This is a genomic window from Herbaspirillum autotrophicum (assembly GCF_001189915.1).
GTDB lineage: Bacteria > Pseudomonadota > Gammaproteobacteria > Burkholderiales > Burkholderiaceae_D > Herbaspirillum > Herbaspirillum autotrophicum.
This window is the reverse complement of the sequence record NZ_LFLS01000023.1, coordinates 58,474-75,705: the sequence shown is the minus strand read 5'-3', so window position 1 is coordinate 75,705 and position 17,232 is coordinate 58,474. Positions and strand designations below refer to the sequence as shown.

Sequence of the window (17,232 nt, the reverse complement as noted above, 5' to 3'; positions counted from 1 at the left end):
GAAAGGGCGGGTTGAAATAACTCCTGAAGACGTTAGCTCACCCACCACCCGCAAGGGGTGACGGACATCAGTGCCGGAGACGTGTTCAGGATCATATTCATGCGAGCAAGGATGGACTAGTTGCCAGTATCTGTCAAACCTGCGGCCGGGCCGGGTCGATCTCTCAACGTCCGCAGATCGCATGGCAGCGCGTTGGTGCTTGCCGCAGTGGAAAAAAATCTATCAAGAACCAGCGGTAAATGTCGTTAACTGCGGTATTCAGCATCCGCCGCAGTGCGGAGCCAACCCTCAATAGAAGCGAGCATCATGCATAAGTTATCGTTAAAGCAACAACTGTGGTTGCCTTTGATATTTTCCTTGTTGGGATTATTGGCGTTGTCGGTCTGGCACGCATTTCAGACGCGCGATTTGCAAATTGCCGAGCGCCGCCATGCATTGCTGGACATCACTGAAATGTCGTATTCCTTGCTGACCGGTTACGACAAGCAGGTAGCGGCAGGAAAAATGACATTGGAAGAAGCCAAACGTACCGCGATCGAGCGCGTCAGCGATCAGCGTTATTCAGGCAATGGTTACATCACGCTGGTCGGCGCCGATTCGGTGGTGATCATGCATCCGATCAATCCCAAACTGAACGGCAAGCAAATGGGGGACTTCAAGGATGCCAAGGGCGGCGAGCTGTACAAAATCATTGCCTCCATCGGCAGTTCTCCGGCCGGTGAGGGGTATCTGCAATACTGGTGGCCGAAGCCGGGCGAGCAGGCGGCCAGCCCCAAGATGGGATTCGTGAAACGCTTCAAGCCATGGAACTGGGATTTTATCGCCAGCGTTTATGAGGACGATATCCAGGCCGATTTCCAGCGTGCGCTGTTGCGTTCGGCATTGGTATTGCTGGTGCTGGGAGCTTTGATTTCCTTGTTTGCGGCAGCGGTTGTGCGGCGCATTTTTCATTCTATCGGCGGTGAGCCGGCCGAAGCCGCTGCAATTGCACGCAAGATTGCCGCCGGGGATCTGACTGGTCAGGTGGCATTGCGCCAGGGCGACACCGGCAGTCTGGTGGCCGCGATTGCCTATACCAAGGAACGCCTGATCTCGACGGTGCAAGGTATTCAGCAAGCCACGGATTCCATCAAGCAATCGGTGGATGAAATCGCCGTCGGCAATATGGATTTGTCGAACCGCACTGAACAGCAAGCCGGTTCGCTGGAGGAGACGGCGTCCGCGATGGAACAGTTGACTTCGACCGTCAAGCAAAATGCCGACAATGCGCGTCAGGCCAACCAACTGGCGGTATCGGCATCGGAAGTGGCGCAGCAGGGCGGCACGGTAGTCGGGCAAGTGGTCGACACCATGGAAGCAATCAATACCTCATCGAAGAAAATCGTCGACATCATCAGCGTGATCGACGGCATTGCTTTTCAAACCAACATTCTGGCGTTGAATGCCGCCGTCGAAGCGGCGCGTGCCGGTGAGCAAGGCCGCGGCTTTGCGGTGGTGGCATCGGAAGTGCGCAGTCTGGCGCAACGCAGTGCTTCTGCGGCCAAGGAAATCAAGGGCCTGATTGATGACTCGGTGCAAAAGGTCAATCTCGGCACTGGTCTGGTGGAACAGGCCGGCGCTACCATGGAGCAGGTGGTGGCCAGCATTCAGCGGGTGACGACAGTGGTCAAGGAAATTGCGGTCGCCAGCCAGGAACAGAGCGTCGGGATTGATGAGGTAGGGCGGGCAATCGTGCAGATGGATGAAACTACGCAACAAAATGCAGCGCTGGTTGAGCAGGCTGCCGCTGCTGCGCAGTCATTGCAGCAGCAGGCGTCCAATCTGGTCGACGTGGTCAGCGTATTTACGCTGGAGCGTTCAGCCTGACGGACGCTTGCTGATCAGCCAGTGGTTCAGGGGGCCGAGACGATGATGGTGACGCGACGGTTTTCCATACGGCCGCTGGCGGTCGCATTGTCGGCAACCGGCTTGCTTTTGCCGAGGCCGCGCACGGTCAGGTTGGATGAAGCAATGCCGGTACTGTTGAGGACACCGGCCACGGCTTCGGCGCGGGCCAGCGACAACTTGTTGTTGTAGGCATCGGAGCCGACGTTGTCGGTATGTCCTTCGACCCGCAGGCGTTCAATGCCGACGCCGATCAGGGCCTTGCCGATCTTTTCGACAGCGGCATGGCTCTTGCCCGCCAACGTCGACGAGTCGCTCTCGAACAGCAGCTTGTCGGCAAAGCTCAATTCCCAGCCATCGTCGGTTTGTTGAAAACCGTTTTCCTGCAAGGTGCTGACCTGTGCCGCTGACAGACCGGTTGGCGCAGCCGGAGGGGTTCCGCATGCACTCAGTTGCAGCGCCAGCAATCCCAGCACGAGCAGGCGCAGCGACGAACGGTAAAAGGAATTCGACATGTCATTCTCCAGTGGTTAATTCAGATTTACCTGCATCAGATTTACCAGCGTCAGACTTACCCGCATCAGATTTATCTGCGCCCGATGTACCGCCACCGGTTTTGACGGCGTCCGTGTTACCGGCGGTCTGACGGGTACCGCGCCGGGTTTGTTTGGCACGGTACATGGCTTCGTCTGCAGCACCGAGCAGTGCGGCAGGATCGCACGCATGATCGGGAAATACGGCCACGCCGATAGTCAACGATGTGACGATTGTCGTTCCGGTCGGCAGGGGGATCGGATTATGCATGTCTTCGATGATCTTGTCTGCAATCACGACCGCATCGTTGCTGCTGCGCAAGGGTTTGAGCAGAATCGCGAACTCGTCGCCACCGAGGCGCGCGACCAGATCGCCTTCGCGCAACTGGGCCTTGATCCGGGCTGCAATCGTGACCAGCACTTCGTCACCTGAAGCATGGCCGTAGGTATCGTTGATTTCCTTGAAGCGGTCACTGTCGAGAAACAATACGGCGACACGACTGCCCGACAGACTGGCCTCGGCCACCGCCCGTTCCAGTTCGGTTTCGAGAAATGCGCGGTTGGACAAACCGGTCAGGCTATCGTGATTGGCCCGATGCGATAACGAGGCATTCTCTTTCTGCAAATGATTTTGCCAGGCTTCCAGCTCATCCAGCAGCGCGTTGAAGTCATCGTTCAATTGATTGAGTTCGGCGATTTCCGCTGGCGGCACGCGCAATTCGAAAGAGCGGTCACGGCGTACCCGATGGGCGATTTCAGCCAGGTTGCGCAGCGGTCCGGTGATGCCGGTTTCCATCCGGCGCGACAGCCGCACCGCGACCATCGTGCTGACCAGCAGGCAGACGAGCACGCAAGCCAGGCCGGTCAGCAAGAATTGCAGCAGGCCACGGCTGTGCGGCGTGAGCCGGATCTGACCGATTTCGGAATCACCATGAATAATGGGGAACGATAAGGACGCCGGCATGATCCATGCGCCGAGCGCGTGCTCCAGCTGATAACGGGCGCCTACCTTGGGGCGTTTCCATTGCGCCAGAATTTTGTCGTGGATATCCCTGACTTCTGCCTCATCAATGTCTTCGTTGGCGCCAATCAGCACCAACGCTTCACGTGCCGCAACGGCATCGCTGAACACCACTGCCGCTTCGACGGTATAGCTCATCGAGCGCGCGACCAGCCGCAGGTTTTGTTCGGAGTACACGCGCACGGCGAAGAGCCCGGCAGCGGTCAGCGTAATGCCGGCGGTCACTACGGCGATCAGCGCCACGCTCAGATGTGCCCGGCGCAGAACATTGTCCAGCGTCGGGCGCGTGAACAGTTTGCGGGTGCTCATGCGCGCGGCCCTCGTGAGCGGCATTCAGGCGCTTGCCAGCACAGTCCCCGGAGATGCATGAAATGGGCGATGCTCATGGCGATTGCGTCTTGCGTTTGGCCAGTTGCAGCACATTCGGGTGTACCCGCAAACCACTGCGTGCGATCGAGTCCAGATTGACGTCGAAAACCAACTGGGAATCCTTGAATTTGAGACAGAACATGCTGCCCACCGAGCAGGATATATTCGGTTCGCTGATGGAAAGAATCGGACGGCCGGTAATCTGGCTGAACAGCTTCTCGCGTTCGGCGTCGCTGGTGGTGCCGATATAAACAATATGGCAATCCGGACCTGGGGCAACGCCGGGCGGCAATTGCTGGGCCTTGAAGCGTAATCCCGGCGACGACGCACTGCCGTCCAGCAGGGTGTCGGCATATTTGGCGCGGCCGACAACGCAGATCAGCAATTCGGGATGCGCCGTTGGCCAGCGCGCATAGCTGCTGATGCCCAGCACCACCTGAGCAACTTCCGCTGCCTGCTTGCCGTCAGCCGCAGTTTGCGCCTGAACGGCGCCGGCGCACAGCGACAGCATCAGAAAATACAGGGAAGTCAGATAGCGCCGCATTCCGCAAAACGATTTCTGCATCTGATATCGACTCATGACGAAATCACCCTGTCGCCGGCTAAGCGCAATGTATTCATAGAAATTGCAGAGCGCAATGGCTCTGAATGGCTGGAGTTGTTGGTAACACAATATCGTGTGCCGTTACGGGTCGCGTATTTTGAAAGACCGGCCTGTTGCCATGGCCGGACTTTGCCGTATCCTGTTTTCTTGTCGAGCCCCCCTATCTGTGGCGAAGTCTCGCACAGCAGATTGTTGCTGTACTGTACGTAAGCACAAGCAAAAAGTAAATTGATTTGTGATGGCAAGGCACAACGCTCACATGGCCGTCTGGCGTCGTCTGATGGATGAAATGGCGGTCATGGGAATGGCGTCGGCTGAGTGGTCAGCGCGGACTGCGGGAGCGTCGCTGCGCCCGATTGCCGCAAACTTTCTGCGGATTCAGCGGGGCGTGCTCTTTTTGGTCAGCCGGTTGACCAGCTTTTCAATGATATCCAGCATCATTTCACGATCAGTATCCTTGAGCCTGGAAAGCAGATTGTTGAGGTAGGCACCCTGATCACTGGCGCGATTGCTGGCTTTGCCGATCAACTCATCCATGCCGCACTCGAATACGTCCGCCAGCGCTGACAAGCGGGCCACGTTGGGAATAACGGTGCCGCGTTCAATGCGCGAGATGGCTTCGTCGCCGATATGCAGTCGTTCGGCCAATTGCTGCTGAGACAGGCCGAGGGTGACCCGTTTCTTCGCAATGGTTTTGCCGACGGCCCGCGCCAAATCGAATTTTGCATCCTTATCCATAGTGACCCTCCAATAGCAACCCGTATCCTTGTCTATCAAGCGCTAGACTGCAACAACAATAAAAGATGAGCAGTCAACCAATTTGGTTGAACTTATGAGAGACGTCCCGCTCTACTCATCAAAAGACAGCGGATGCAGGCAGCTCACTACGGCGAGCAAAAAATGCCGTTCTGTTGAATTCATTCGAGCTGCGGCCGCCCGATTATTTTGTCGGCGCCGGCGGCCATCCGGTATTGGGGAGATCTGTTGATAAAGGGGAATTGCGCATGCGCGTTGCTGATACAAGCGGGGGATTGGCAGGGATGGCCGGCGATGGCCTGATATTTGACGTTGATGGTGCGGTCGTGACCAGCAGCCGGCAGGTTGCCCGCTGTTTCGGCAGGAGCCACAAAGAAGTCATGCTGGAAATCGAATTGCTGACGGTCGAGTTACCCGAATGCTGGTACCAGCATAATTTCCTGCGGCAGCCGATGACAGCCAGGGGCGTTGCCGGCTATTGCTACATCACGCGCGACGGCTTCATGCTGTTGACGATGAAATTTACCGGCAGAAATACCAGCCGGCTGCAACTGGCCTATCTGGAACAATTTCATTTGCGGGAACTGCAGTGCGGAAAACATCGTACCGCGTTGTCTGACCGTCTGAGCCGGGCGCCATTGACCGCCGCGCTGCGCATGTTGGTCGAACGCACTGAAGGAGTCAATCTGTCGCAGGCTTATCGCTTGCTGCATCAGCGATTTGCAGTGACTTCCGTGGCGCATATCGCGGCCGAACATATCCCGCTGGCGATTGAATACATTCATCGCCTGATGCTCTCGCGTGAAGCGCCGGGCGGCGATCCGCAGCGCTGGAAAGCGGCGTTCGGGAATCCGCCGGAATCCCACACTGCCGCCTTGTGCCGGCACATGCTATGGATTTCTGCCTGGTGGAAGGTACACCGGCGGTCGATACGTCGTCTGTATCGCGAGGCCGCCGCCGGTATTGAAGATGATGTCATTGATGGCGCCGCCATTGCCAGACAACTGGCAGTTGAAGCCGGACTGCGGTTTCCGTACGACTACGCCAGTTCCTATCCGTGGTGCGGTGCGACCCGCGAACACGGCATATGCGCGCAGCGTTGAATTTCCGCATTGCATAACAGGCCATCAGGCCGCTCCTGCATTGCTGCGGCAAATACAGGACTCACGGAGACTGGCGCCGTACTCGGGAGGGTGCGGCATATCTTGATCAATCAGGAGATGCATATGACGGTAGTTTCATTTTCTCGCGCAGTCTTGCCGGAGATCGTTTACTACGTACACGGCGAGGCAATGACCCGCAGTGATATGGTGGCGCGCTTTTTTGGCCGGTCGCATCAACAGATACTGTTGCATATCGATGCGTTGAAGCCGGATTTGCCGATGCGCTGGTGTGAGTGCAATTTCTTGCAGTTGCGCGTCAGTTCGCATCCGGCAGATGCCTGCAGCGGCAAGCCGCAGGCGTATCAAATGACTCGCGATGGTTTTACGCTGCTGGCGATGTCCTTTTCCGGCAAGAAAGCACCGCAGTTGAAACTGGCGTATCTCGATCAGTTCAACAAGGTGCAAAGCTTGCCGCCGGCCGCTACCGGCGAACACGGTCAGCGCGCCATATCGCCAGCCGCTGACAAGGAGTGACCCATGCTACCTGCCGATGACCACGCTTGTGTTGCCCTGACAATTGACGGTACGAAAATTTTCATGCAGCCGTACCGCAGATATCTGCCGTTGTTGTTATTGCCGATGGCGACCATGCCGCTGGCGCTTTACTGGCTCCATAAGCGGCGTAGCTACGCTTACCTGACATTGACTTTGTTGCTGTTCTTCATGCTGGCGAGCTACCTGATGTTGCGCAGCAGCGGCAATCCTTGGCGCATCTTGCTGTGGTTTGAAATGCTGTTCGGATTTTTCTATTTGCCGTTTGCATTGTGGGGCTGGATCAACCACAAGATCGGCACTTCGCTGCTGGTGCCGGTCAGACTCGGTATCTGGCCGTTCATGGTCTTGGTGGTGTTGGCGGCGGCGCTGCAAATGTTGTTCATGATGCTCTGGAGCGATCAGACATATCGGGTGATGCAGTGGCTCGTCGGTTTCGAACTGTTTTTCAACCAACTGTTCCTGATGCCTGAACCGATCCATCTCGGCCCTTATCTCAGACCGGCTGGCGTATTGATCGCGCTGTTACCGACCGTGACCCTGTTGAATCTGGCGCAGCTCTGGTGCAAAAAGCGTGCGGTCTGCAATCGCAATCCGACACCGTGGTGGATGTTGCTGCTGGTAGTACTGATCCTGTCGGTCGCAGTGTGGAGCGTTCATCTGCAATGCGCTTCATGTGTTGTCGGTCGTATCGCTGACATGTAAGGAGAGGTAAATTTACCGCGATTTTTTCATCGCTGTAAGCAGGTTGTCAGGGTCGTGCCTGCAGGTCAAAAACTACCTGTCTGCACGCACCAAAAGCGTTGCGTCTAACGGACGTTGCCAAGTGGAAATTTGATGCCGTATAGCTTTCGTGCAATAGTCAGACGACCGGAGAATGACGCGCGATGCACGGGAAATTTTTCTGTGCAGGCGCGCTCCGGGAAAAAATCAAGACGGCAAATTTTCAAGATGCGCTGTATGAGAATTCAATCCCGGGAGGATGCAAAATGAACTGGTTCTATGACTTGAAAATTGCGAGAAAACTGATCGTTACCTTTCTTGCTGTCATTGTATTGGTGGGGGGTCTTGGTTTCTATGCCATCAATCAACTGGACAAGGTAAATCAGGCATCGACCAACATCGCGACCAACTGGCTGCCGAGCATCCGGGTGTTGTCGCAGATCGAATTGCGCCTGGCGCGGGTTCGCAGTTATGACCAGCAGCACGTGCTGGCGGCGCCGGAACAGCGCGCCGACATCGAGAAAACGCTGGTCGCGCAAATCACGGACCTGACTGCGTTGCAGAAAAAATACGCGGCACTGATCACGGAGCCGGAAGAAAAAACGCTCTACCCGGAAACGGCAAAACTGATCGAAGAATTTCTCGAGGAGCATCAAAAAATCATCGCCGCTTCGTCCGCATCCAATGCCGACGGAGCGCGCGAGCTGTTGCGTGGCAGATCCGCCGTGGTATATCGTCAGGCGCAGGAGCAACTGGAACGGTTGACGGTCATCAACGACAGCGGCGCGGATGGCTCCAACAAGAGTGCCGATACGATTTACGGCCAGGCCCGACTCGGTATCTTCATCCTGATGGGCGTCTGTATCGCCTTGTCGATTTCGCTGGCGATGTGGGTCGCGCGGGTCATTGCCCGGCCGCTCGGTGCCGCAGTCGAAGTGGCACAACGGGTAGCCGATGGCGATCTGACCGCGGATATTCAGTCCAGCGGTAAAGATGAAACCGGACAGTTGCTGCGCGCACTCAAGGTCATGAACGACAACTTGCTGCGGATTGTCGGTGAAGTACGCCAGGGCACCGATACCATTGCGACGGCATCCAGCGAGATCGCCAGCGGCAATCTGGATTTGTCGTCGCGCACCGAGGAACAAGCCAGTTCGCTGGAAGAAACCGCCTCGGCCATGGAAGAACTGACGTCCACCGTCAAGCAAAATGCGGACAATGCGCGACAAGCCAATAACCTGGCGACTTCGGCATCCGAAGTCGCGGTGCGTGGCGGCGACGTGGTCGGCCAGGTGGTTGGTACCATGAGTTCGATCAATGAGTCTTCGAAAAAGATCGTCGATATCATCGGCGTCATCGATGGCATTGCCTTTCAGACCAATATCCTGGCATTGAACGCGGCGGTCGAGGCAGCACGCGCGGGCGAACAGGGCCGGGGTTTTGCGGTGGTGGCGAGTGAAGTGCGAAGTCTGGCTCAGCGTAGCGCGGCAGCAGCCAAGGAAATCAAGGGACTGATCGATGATTCCGTGGCCAAGGTCGGGGTTGGCAGCCGGCTGGTGCATGAGGCCGGTGTCACCATGAACGACGTGGTGGAGAGTGTCAAACGCGTCACTGACATCGTCGGCGAAATCAGTTCTGCCAGTCAGGAACAAAGTTCCGGCATAGAACAAATCAATCAGGCCATTACGCAGATGGATGAAGTCACGCAGCAAAATGCGGCGTTGGTGGAGCAGGCAGCAGCAGCGGCGCAATCGCTGCAGGATCAGGCCGGGAAGTTGTCCGAAGTGGTCGGCATTTTCAAACTGAGCAACGTCGCCATCGGCCAGGTGCCCGTGACGCGCGGCAAGCCGGCGGTCAATATCACACCGCGTCCTTCAGCGTTGACCACGGCCCGAAAAAACATTCGGGCTACGCCTGCCAAGCCGGCGTTGACGACTGCTGCGGCGAAAGATGACGGCGGTTCGTGGGAAGAGTTTTAACCGGCGCTATTCTTCATCAAGGCCGGCACAGATGCGCAAGGCATCAATGTCGGCCGCGACGATCAACGCCAGGTGACGACTGATCTTCCCGATCGGCCAGTCCCACCAGGCAATGTTTTCCAGTTGGGCGACAACGGCATCCGGAAAGCGCGTGCGAATCGGGCGTGCCGGATTGCCGCCAACGATGGTGTAGGCCGGAACATCGCTGGTGACCACGGAACGCGCTGAAATGATGGCGCCGTTGCCGACATGGACGCCAGGCATGATCAGCGCGTCGTAGCCGATCCAGACATCATTGCCGATCACGGTATTGCCCTTGAAGGGCAAGTCTTCGGGCGCTGGCATCACCTTTTCCCAGCCATTGCCGAAAATCTGGAATGGATAAGTGGAGAGCCCCGACATTTTGTGATTGGCGCCGTTCATGATGAATTTGACGTCGCGCGCCAATGCACAGAATTTGCCGATAATCAGCTTGTCACCGATGAACGGATAGTGATACAGCACGTTGCGTTCGAAGTTGCCGGCATCCACCGGATCATCGTAATACGTGTAGTCGCCGATGATGATGTCGGGATTGGTGACGGTATTCTTGATAAAACAGACTTGCGGGAAACCAGTCATCGGATGGACAGTGGTCGGGCTGGGGCCATTCATGGGGATCCTCTCGGCTATGCGGACAACGCTGATTTTAGCGTGTCAGCCTGAAACCATGCCGGGCCAAATGCAATACGGCGTCCGCAAGGGACGCCGTATTGCGGATCAGTCTACGCCGGACGAATCAGAATTGCTCCCATTCATCGGCATCGTCGCGTTGTGACGGCGCCGGACGATCAAGTGCTTTTGGCGTTGCTTTCGGTGCGCCGCTGCTCACGTTCCGTGTTGCAGGTTTGGCGATTGCGGTGCGGGTCGGCGGCGTCAGGCGTGTCGCTGCCGGCGTGATGTTTTTCGCCGGAACGTTGTGCACCGTCGCCGGCGCCGCTTGCGCTACCCGGTGCTGGCCGTCGATCTTGAAGACACTGACGACGTGGACCAGATTACCGGCCTGATCCTGCAGCGACTGTGCTGCAGCGGCAGCTTGTTCCACCAGTGCCGCATTTTGCTGCGTGGTTTCATCCATCTGCGTGATGGCGCGGTTGACTTCTTCGATCCCGGTGCTCTGTTCCTGGCTGGCCGCCGTGATTTCACCCATGACGTCGGTCACGCGTTTGACACTCGATACTACTTCGTCCATGGTGACGCCGGCTTGTCCCACCAGCTTGCTGCCGGTGCCAACCTTTTCCACCGAGTCGTCGATCAGACCCTTGATTTCCTTGGCCGCTGCCGCGCTGCGTTGCGCCAGGCTGCGCACTTCGGAGGCCACTACGGCAAAACCACGACCTTGTTCACCGGCACGCGCTGCTTCCACCGCGGCGTTCAATGCCAGGATATTGGTCTGAAAGGCGATACCATCGATGACGCTGATAATGTCCACGATCTTTTTTGAGGAGCTGTTGATGGCTTCCATCGTGTCGACCACCTGGCTTACCACCTGACCACCCTGGACTGCGACCGAGGATGCCGAGGCTGCCAACTGATTTGCCTGTCGCGCATTGTCCGCATTCTGTTTGACGGTGGACGTCAGTTCTTCCATGGCCGATGCGGTTTCTTCCAGCGAACCGGCCTGTTGTTCCGTACGCGACGACAGATCCAGATTGCCGCTGGCGATCTGGCTCGATGCGGTGGCGATGGTATCTGCACCCTGACGTACCTGCGCCACGATATTGAGCAAGCTGTTGCTCATGTCATTGAGCGCCTGATTCAATTGCCCCAGTTCGTCACGTGACCGGACCGGCGATTGTTCGGTCAGATCGCCGTCAGCGATCCGGCGCGACAACCTGACGGCGGCTGCCAGCGGCGTCGTGATGCTGGTGGTCAGCAGCCACGCGCACAGGACACCGAGTGCCAGCATCATCGCGGCCAGACCGGTCATCAGCATTTTGCTGTGACGGGCAACGTCATCGATTTCCTGAGCCATCTGGTCGATGGTCTTGCGTTGCATGTCGAGCAACTCCTGGATCACTTTCTGATAGCGGTCGGCAGAAGGAATGAATACCTTGTTCAATGCATCGGCAGCTTCTTCGGTCTTGCCCTCGTTTTTCAATTTGATGACGTTATCGCGGGCAGCGATATAGGTCTTGCGTTCTTCCCCGAGCTTGCCGAACAAGGTTTTTTCGGCATCGCCGTCGATCAGCGCCTCAATCTGTTTTTGCAGAACGCTGGATGTCTGGGTGCTGATCTTGACATCGTCTGCAAAAAAAGCGCCCAACGAATCATCGCTGCTTTTGGCAATGGCCAGCGTGCGCCGCACGCCGCTGACGATGTTGCGATACCAGTCGCCGATATAACGTTCTTTCGCCAGCGGCTGGGCCATCATGGTGCGGGTCGATGTCGCCACCATATCCAGCCGCCAGATACCGATTGCCGTGATGGCGATGGCAAACAACAGGATCAGGAAAAATCCTATGCCCAGACGTTTTCCGATTTTTATATTTCCCAGCATGCTCATTTTTTTCCCCTGACGGATTGATATGCCAAACCCGGAATTGTTTTCAATGTATCAATGCGCAGGCGGCAACACTGATCGGTTTGGCGGTAAGGTAGCTTAGTCGGGTTTTGCGCTATGGATCGTGAAAACAGACCACGTATTTCGGGTCTGCTTTCCTCTTCCAGCCTGCCTTCGGAGGAATTTGGCGGCAATATGCGGGCAGCGCATGTCAGCGCTGCCGCGCATAAGGAAAAAATCTTAATTTAATTGCAATGGCAAACGCATGACGAACATGGCGCCGCCGAGTTCGGAGGTTTCGACGCGGATGCTGCCGCCATGTCGTTCGGCGATTTTTTTGACAATCGCCAGACCGAGACCAAAGCCGCCGGTGGCGCGCTGGCGACTCTGATCCAGCCGGTAAAACGATTCAAACACCCGCTCCCGTTCTGCAAACGGAATGCCATTGCCGTCATCTTCGACGATCAGGTTCCAGTGGGTGGCATCGTAGATTTCGGCCCGGATCAGGATGCGGCCACGGGCATGGCGGAAGGCATTGCGTACCAGATTCGAGAAGGCGCGCGCCAGACTGCGCGGTTCCGTGACGATCTCATGCAACAGCGGATCGATGGCCCAGGTCAGCAACATGTTCTTTTGTTGCCAGGCCTCGCCGGCAATGCCGGTTGATTCGCGCAGAAAGGATGACAACGTCACGCGTTCCGTAAATACCGCTTGCCGGTCGTGTTCCAGCATACCCAGCGTCAGCAGTTCGGCAACCAGTGTTTCCAGTTCGCCAACATCGCCACGCAAGCCATGAATTCGTTTTTCGGCGGCTTCGCCGCTCACCTTGTCGAGCAGATTATCCAGGCCGAATTCAAGCCGTGCCAGCGGTGTACGCAATTCGTGCGATACCGCATTGATCATGTCGCGCTGCGACTGGATCAGCTTTCCGATGCGATCAGCCATGTTGTCAAAGTGGCTGCTTAACTGGCGAATCGACGACCGGCCGGAGAGTCCGGCGCGTGCATCGAGCGCCCCGGTGCCGAATTTTGCCGCTGCCATGCGCAGCTTTTCCAGATCGCGCCAATGCGGCACCAGCCAGATGCAGACTGCGGCCAGCAGCATGAGTAAAAAGACCACGTAAGCCACCGACTCCAGCCATTGCAAATCGTTGACAGTGTTGACGGCGAGTACACCGCCATTGGCCAGCGGTGCATAAATTTCACAACATCTGCCGCCGCCGCCTTTCCAGACCAGGCTTTGATGCGTCAGTTTTTCCCGGATGGCGGGCGTCAGTTGATCGATTTCTTCCGGCTCCATGTAGTGGTAACGGCGTCTTGACAAGCGATTGAGGTCATCCAGCATCAGCTGCTGTTGTTGCAAGGAGTGACCGTCAAGATAGCGGCGCAGCAAAAAAATTTCGGTCTGGTATTCACGCTCTACGGCTTGCTCGAACTGGTCTGCGAACAGATACGGAAAACCGCGTTCGACCATCACGATAGAGAGTATCGCCAATGCTGCCACCAACAGATACAGCCGCAACAATATGCGTAGCATTATTCCTCCCAGGCGATCGGGCTGAACAGATAGCCGCGACCCCAGACGGTCTTGATTTTGCGTGGTTCCTGCGCATCGTCATTGAAACGTCGCCGCAGCCGCGAGATGCTGACATCGACGGTACGATCCATGCCGTCGAAATCGATGCCGCGCCAGCGCCGCAGCAATTCGTCGCGGCTCAGGACATGGCCGGCGGCCTGCACCAGAATCACGAACAGGTTGTAGTCGGATGTCTTCAGATCAATCTCATTGCCTTTCCAGCACACCTGACGCGCAGCCAGATCAATCTGCAGTTCACCGAAGCGCAGTACGCGATTCGGACTGCTGTCGGGATGGTTTTCCTGGCGTCGCAATATGGCGCGCAGGTGGGCCAGCAGCAGACGCGGTTGCACCGGCTTGAGCATGTAATCATCGGCACCGATTTCCAGACCGGTAACCTGATCGAAAATGTCGGCGCGCGCAGTCAGCATCAGTACCGGCAAGGCCGAGCTTTTGCGCAACTGACGGCAGATATCCATGCCATCCATGCCGGGCAACATCAGATCGAGAATCACCACATCCGGCTGTTCGCGTGCAATCGCGCTCAGTGCCTGATCACCACGCAATACCTGAACCACGTTGAAGTCGTAACGGCAGAGGTATTCGGATATCAATTCGGCAAGCCGGATATCGTCTTCTATCAATAGTATTTTTTTCATGCACTTCCTTTTCCCTGTGCGCATGATAGCGGCCCGGGAGGCGCGATGAGCGCCGATTACAAACAAAAACATCTGCGTGTAAAGAAACACATTTGGACACGAATCTCTAACAGACCCGGACGCTTGCGGTGCCGACAATGGCGGTCAATTCACTTCGGGAGAAAAAAATGAAATACCGCTACGCCACCGCCGCTGCAATCTTGTCTGGTGCCATCAGTGCATTACCGGTACAGGCGCAGCAGGCATCACCGGCACCGCCTGACACTACCGCTGTCAGCGTCGGTCTGGGCGTTGCCTACATGCCGCGCTACGCCGGCAGCGACGAACATGTTGTTGCTGCATTGCCGGTATTGACGGTGACTACCCCGTGGGGCGGTTTCATCGATGGCGTTCAGGGCATCGGTTACCGTCACCGGCTGGGTGACACGTTCTTTGCATCGGCAGCGCTGTCCTACGATCCGGGACGTACCGACGCCAACGAAAAATTCAAGCCGGGTTCGAACCAGCTTAAAGGCATGGGAGATATCAAGGCTTCGGTGCTGGTCAATGCCGAGCTCGGGCTCAATTTGACGCCACGGGTCTTGCTGGCGGCCGGGATATCGCAACCGGTGAGCAACCGCGAACGTGGCCGGACCATGCATGCGCGGGTCAACGCGATAGTGCTCAACATGCCAAAAGATAAACTGGCACTGGCCGGCAGTGCGCATTTCGGCAGTGCCGACTATAACCAGAGCTTCTTTGGCGTTACTGATACGCAGGCAGCGCGCACCCGCTTTGCGAAATACAGCCCGGGTTCCGGCCTGTATGCGCTGAAATCATCGCTGGCCTGGACCCACACCTTCAATGCCAACTGGTCGTTGCTGGCGGCCACCGAAGTGACGCGCTATATGAAGACTGCCGCAGACAGCCCGATTGTGAAAGCCCGCACCAGCTACGGCACCATGGCTGCGCTTAACTACACCTTCTGAGCCAATTGCGGGTTTGGTGGCGGTCCGATATGTTCTTGCAAGAACTGCACGCGTGCCGCTACTGACCCGCGCGGAATTTCGGTCAACGCATAACCAAGTTCGCGGTACACGCTGACCATGGTTTTCCAGGTCAGTTCGGCTCTTTCGGGCGTCTGCTTGCGTTCGGCATCCTGGCGGTAGATTTCCGGCCACGGCGGCGCGATGAATACCTGGTGGTGGTAACGAAAGCTTCTGGCCGCGTGCAGCAGGCAACTGCTGGTCGGCAACTGTTCCAGTTGCAGATAGCCGACGATGTCGGGAATGCCGCGATCGCACAGTACCGGACCGGGTTGCAGTTGTGCCGTGCGATAGCTGCGCACTTCATGTTTGAGCATTTGCTTGGCGAAGGCGCGGCGGTCACTCCACGGCAAGGCCTGACCGCCGCTGGCCAGTTGCGACTGAATCACGCTGCGTCCGGCTTCCACCGTACGCGCGTAGCCAAGTGCGGCGAGGGCATCGATCAAGGTGCTTTTGCCGGAGCCGGGGCCGCCGGTGATCACAAACAAATGATCTGCATGATGCATGTTGACCTCGCCTGTGCGCTTATTCCTGACTTGGTGCGTCGGGTTTGGCGCGCGGACGGCGGCTGCGTGTCGCCGGCTTGCGGGCCGGTTTGGTGGTCGCTGCTGCCGGGGTTTCTGTTTCTGCCGCTGCGACAATCTTGACGGCCGCCGCCGGTGACGATTTGGTGGCTTTTGGTGCCGGAGCTGGCGTTGTCGGCGCGGTCACTGTTGGAGCGGCCACTACCGGTGCTGCTGCTACCGGGGTTGGCGTTTCCGTCAGCTTTTTGGCTGCCGGTTTGCGGCCGCCGCGACTTTTGCGTCGTGCTTCCGGCTTGGCTGCGTTCTCTTCGGCGGCGGCAGGTTCGTTTGGCGTTTCTGCTGTTTCCACGGCGGCAGTGTGTGCCACCTGATCCGCTGCATTGTCCTGGCTGGTCGCGGCATTATTGCTGCGGTACACATAGGCGCCGGATTTTTCATCCCGGCCGAATTCCAGCAAGCCACGGGTTTGCGCTTCTTCCAGCAAATTGCCGAAAGTGCGGAAGCCGTAATAGGATTCGCTGAAGTCTGGTTTGCGGCGCTTGATGGCTTCTTTCAATACCGACGCCCAGATCTTGCCGCTGTCGCCGCGTTCCGATACCAGTGCATCAAAGGTTTCCACTGCCAGTTCGAGTGCCTGGCGCTTGCGCACTTCCATTTCTTCCTTGCGCCGACGTTCTTCTTCCGGGGTGCGGCGGGTACCTGATTGGGCGGCGCGCGGATCGCGTTTGGCCGCGGCGCGGCGGCTTTCGCGCACCAGATCATCGTAAAAGATGAATTCGTCGCAATTGGCTACCAGCAGATCGGAGGTGGATTGTTTGACGCCGACGCCAATCACTTGCTTGGCGTTTTCGCGCAGTTTCGATACCAGCGGCGAGAAGTCGGAGTCGCCGCTGATGATCACGAAGGTGTTGACGTGCGATTTGGTATAGCAAAGATCGAGTGCATCGACGACCAGACGGATATCGGCCGAATTCTTGCCGGACTGGCGCACATGCGGAATTTCGATCAGCTCGAAGTTGGCTTCATGCATGGTGGCCTTGAAGCTTTTGTAGCGCTCCCAGTCGCAATAGGCTTTCTTGACGACGATACTGCCCTTGAGCAAGAGCCGTTCGAGTACCGGCTTGATGTCGAATTTCTCGTAATTGGCGTCGCGTACGCCGAGGGCGACGTTTTCAAAGTCGCAAAAAATCGCCATGCTGACGGTTTCGTTGGATGATGCCATATCGTTTTCTGAGTCCGTTAATGCTGCGGGTGGCCATGCCGGTGGCGGTGCAGAGATGTTGCAAGGGATCGCACGGGCATGGGAAATGGGGAACGGTTAAAGGAAGAAGAGTGCATCAGGTGCGGCGGCACGACAACAATGTGTGCGCAACCGGAATGTAC

Annotated in this window: 16 protein-coding genes; 6 read left to right on the top strand and 10 right to left on the bottom strand. The window is 57.2% G+C overall.

Going from position 1 to position 17,232, the window contains the following annotated elements; genetic code table 11:
- The first annotated feature begins 306 nt into the window (after window positions 1-306).
- Complete coding sequence (locus tag AKL27_RS17730) at window positions 307-1,866, top strand: methyl-accepting chemotaxis protein (RefSeq protein WP_050464181.1); 1,560 nt, start codon at window positions 307-309, stop codon at window positions 1,864-1,866.
- A gap of 26 nt (window positions 1,867-1,892) precedes the next feature.
- Here AKL27_RS17730 and AKL27_RS17725 read toward each other — a convergent pair whose 3' ends face one another.
- The 4 genes from AKL27_RS17725 to AKL27_RS17710 all read right to left on the bottom strand — a co-directional run bounded on the left by AKL27_RS17725 (window position 1,893) and on the right by AKL27_RS17710 (window position 5,149).
- On the bottom strand, window positions 1,893-2,399 hold the full coding sequence (locus AKL27_RS17725) for an OmpA family protein (protein WP_050464180.1): 507 nt from the start codon (window positions 2,397-2,399) through the stop codon (window positions 1,893-1,895).
- A 1-nt stretch (window position 2,400) separates the two neighbouring features.
- Window positions 2,401-3,747 (bottom strand): diguanylate cyclase domain-containing protein, encoded by a 1,347-nt coding sequence (locus AKL27_RS17720; protein ID WP_083439128.1) that lies wholly within the window; start codon window positions 3,745-3,747, stop codon window positions 2,401-2,403.
- A gap of 73 nt (window positions 3,748-3,820) precedes the next feature.
- A complete protein-coding gene (locus AKL27_RS17715) occupies window positions 3,821-4,387 on the bottom strand; it encodes a YfiR family protein (protein ID WP_232311020.1) in 567 nt (188 codons plus the stop codon).
- 402 nt (window positions 4,388-4,789) lie between these two features.
- Complete coding sequence (locus AKL27_RS17710; RefSeq protein ID WP_050464178.1) at window positions 4,790-5,149, bottom strand: helix-turn-helix domain-containing protein; 360 nt, start codon at window positions 5,147-5,149, stop codon at window positions 4,790-4,792.
- Between the two features lie 266 nt (window positions 5,150-5,415).
- On the opposite strand from AKL27_RS17710, the gene AKL27_RS17705 reads away from it, so the two are divergent.
- The 4 genes from AKL27_RS17705 to AKL27_RS17690 all read left to right on the top strand — a co-directional run bounded on the left by AKL27_RS17705 (window position 5,416) and on the right by AKL27_RS17690 (window position 9,524).
- On the top strand, window positions 5,416-6,270 hold the full coding sequence (locus AKL27_RS17705; protein ID WP_157056979.1) for a Rha family transcriptional regulator: 855 nt from the start codon (window positions 5,416-5,418) through the stop codon (window positions 6,268-6,270).
- A gap of 123 nt (window positions 6,271-6,393) precedes the next feature.
- On the top strand, window positions 6,394-6,804 hold the full coding sequence (locus AKL27_RS17700) for a Rha family transcriptional regulator (RefSeq protein ID WP_198156004.1): 411 nt from the start codon (window positions 6,394-6,396) through the stop codon (window positions 6,802-6,804).
- 3 nt (window positions 6,805-6,807) lie between these two features.
- Window positions 6,808-7,527: a hypothetical protein gene (locus AKL27_RS17695; RefSeq protein ID WP_157056977.1), complete on the top strand. Its 720-nt coding sequence runs from the start codon at window positions 6,808-6,810 to the stop codon at window positions 7,525-7,527.
- A 284-nt stretch (window positions 7,528-7,811) separates the two neighbouring features.
- On the top strand, window positions 7,812-9,524 hold the full coding sequence (locus AKL27_RS17690) for a methyl-accepting chemotaxis protein (RefSeq protein ID WP_050464199.1): 1,713 nt from the start codon (window positions 7,812-7,814) through the stop codon (window positions 9,522-9,524).
- A gap of 6 nt (window positions 9,525-9,530) precedes the next feature.
- Here the strand turns inward: AKL27_RS17690 and AKL27_RS17685 are convergent, their stop codons facing one another.
- The 4 genes from AKL27_RS17685 to AKL27_RS17670 all read right to left on the bottom strand — a co-directional run bounded on the left by AKL27_RS17685 (window position 9,531) and on the right by AKL27_RS17670 (window position 14,300).
- Window positions 9,531-10,178 (bottom strand): Vat family streptogramin A O-acetyltransferase, encoded by a 648-nt coding sequence (locus tag AKL27_RS17685; protein WP_050464174.1) that lies wholly within the window; start codon window positions 10,176-10,178, stop codon window positions 9,531-9,533.
- Window positions 10,179-10,302: 124 nt separating this feature from the next.
- A complete protein-coding gene (locus AKL27_RS17680) occupies window positions 10,303-12,069 on the bottom strand; it encodes a methyl-accepting chemotaxis protein (protein ID WP_050464173.1) in 1,767 nt (588 codons plus the stop codon).
- Window positions 12,070-12,306: 237 nt separating this feature from the next.
- Complete coding sequence (locus tag AKL27_RS17675; RefSeq protein ID WP_083439127.1) at window positions 12,307-13,602, bottom strand: ATP-binding protein; 1,296 nt, start codon at window positions 13,600-13,602, stop codon at window positions 12,307-12,309.
- Complete coding sequence (locus AKL27_RS17670) at window positions 13,602-14,300, bottom strand: response regulator (RefSeq protein ID WP_050464172.1); 699 nt, start codon at window positions 14,298-14,300, stop codon at window positions 13,602-13,604. Before AKL27_RS17670 ends, AKL27_RS17675 begins: the two co-directional genes overlap by 1 nt.
- A gap of 167 nt (window positions 14,301-14,467) precedes the next feature.
- Here AKL27_RS17670 and AKL27_RS17665 point away from each other — a divergent pair, with 167 nt between their 5' ends.
- A complete protein-coding gene (locus AKL27_RS17665) occupies window positions 14,468-15,268 on the top strand; it encodes a MipA/OmpV family protein (protein WP_050464171.1) in 801 nt (266 codons plus the stop codon).
- On the opposite strand, the gene AKL27_RS17660 is transcribed toward AKL27_RS17665, so the two are convergent.
- Together AKL27_RS17660 and AKL27_RS17655 are read right to left on the bottom strand one after the other, a co-directional pair.
- Window positions 15,256-15,831, bottom strand: coding sequence for an AAA family ATPase (locus AKL27_RS17660; RefSeq protein WP_050464170.1), 576 nt, complete (start codon window positions 15,829-15,831; stop codon window positions 15,256-15,258). The two genes, AKL27_RS17665 and AKL27_RS17660, sit on opposite strands and share 13 nt — an antisense overlap.
- Window positions 15,832-15,850: 19 nt before the next feature.
- Window positions 15,851-17,071, bottom strand: coding sequence for an NYN domain-containing protein (locus tag AKL27_RS17655; RefSeq protein WP_050464169.1), 1,221 nt, complete (start codon window positions 17,069-17,071; stop codon window positions 15,851-15,853).
- Window positions 17,072-17,232: the final 161 nt, after the last annotated feature.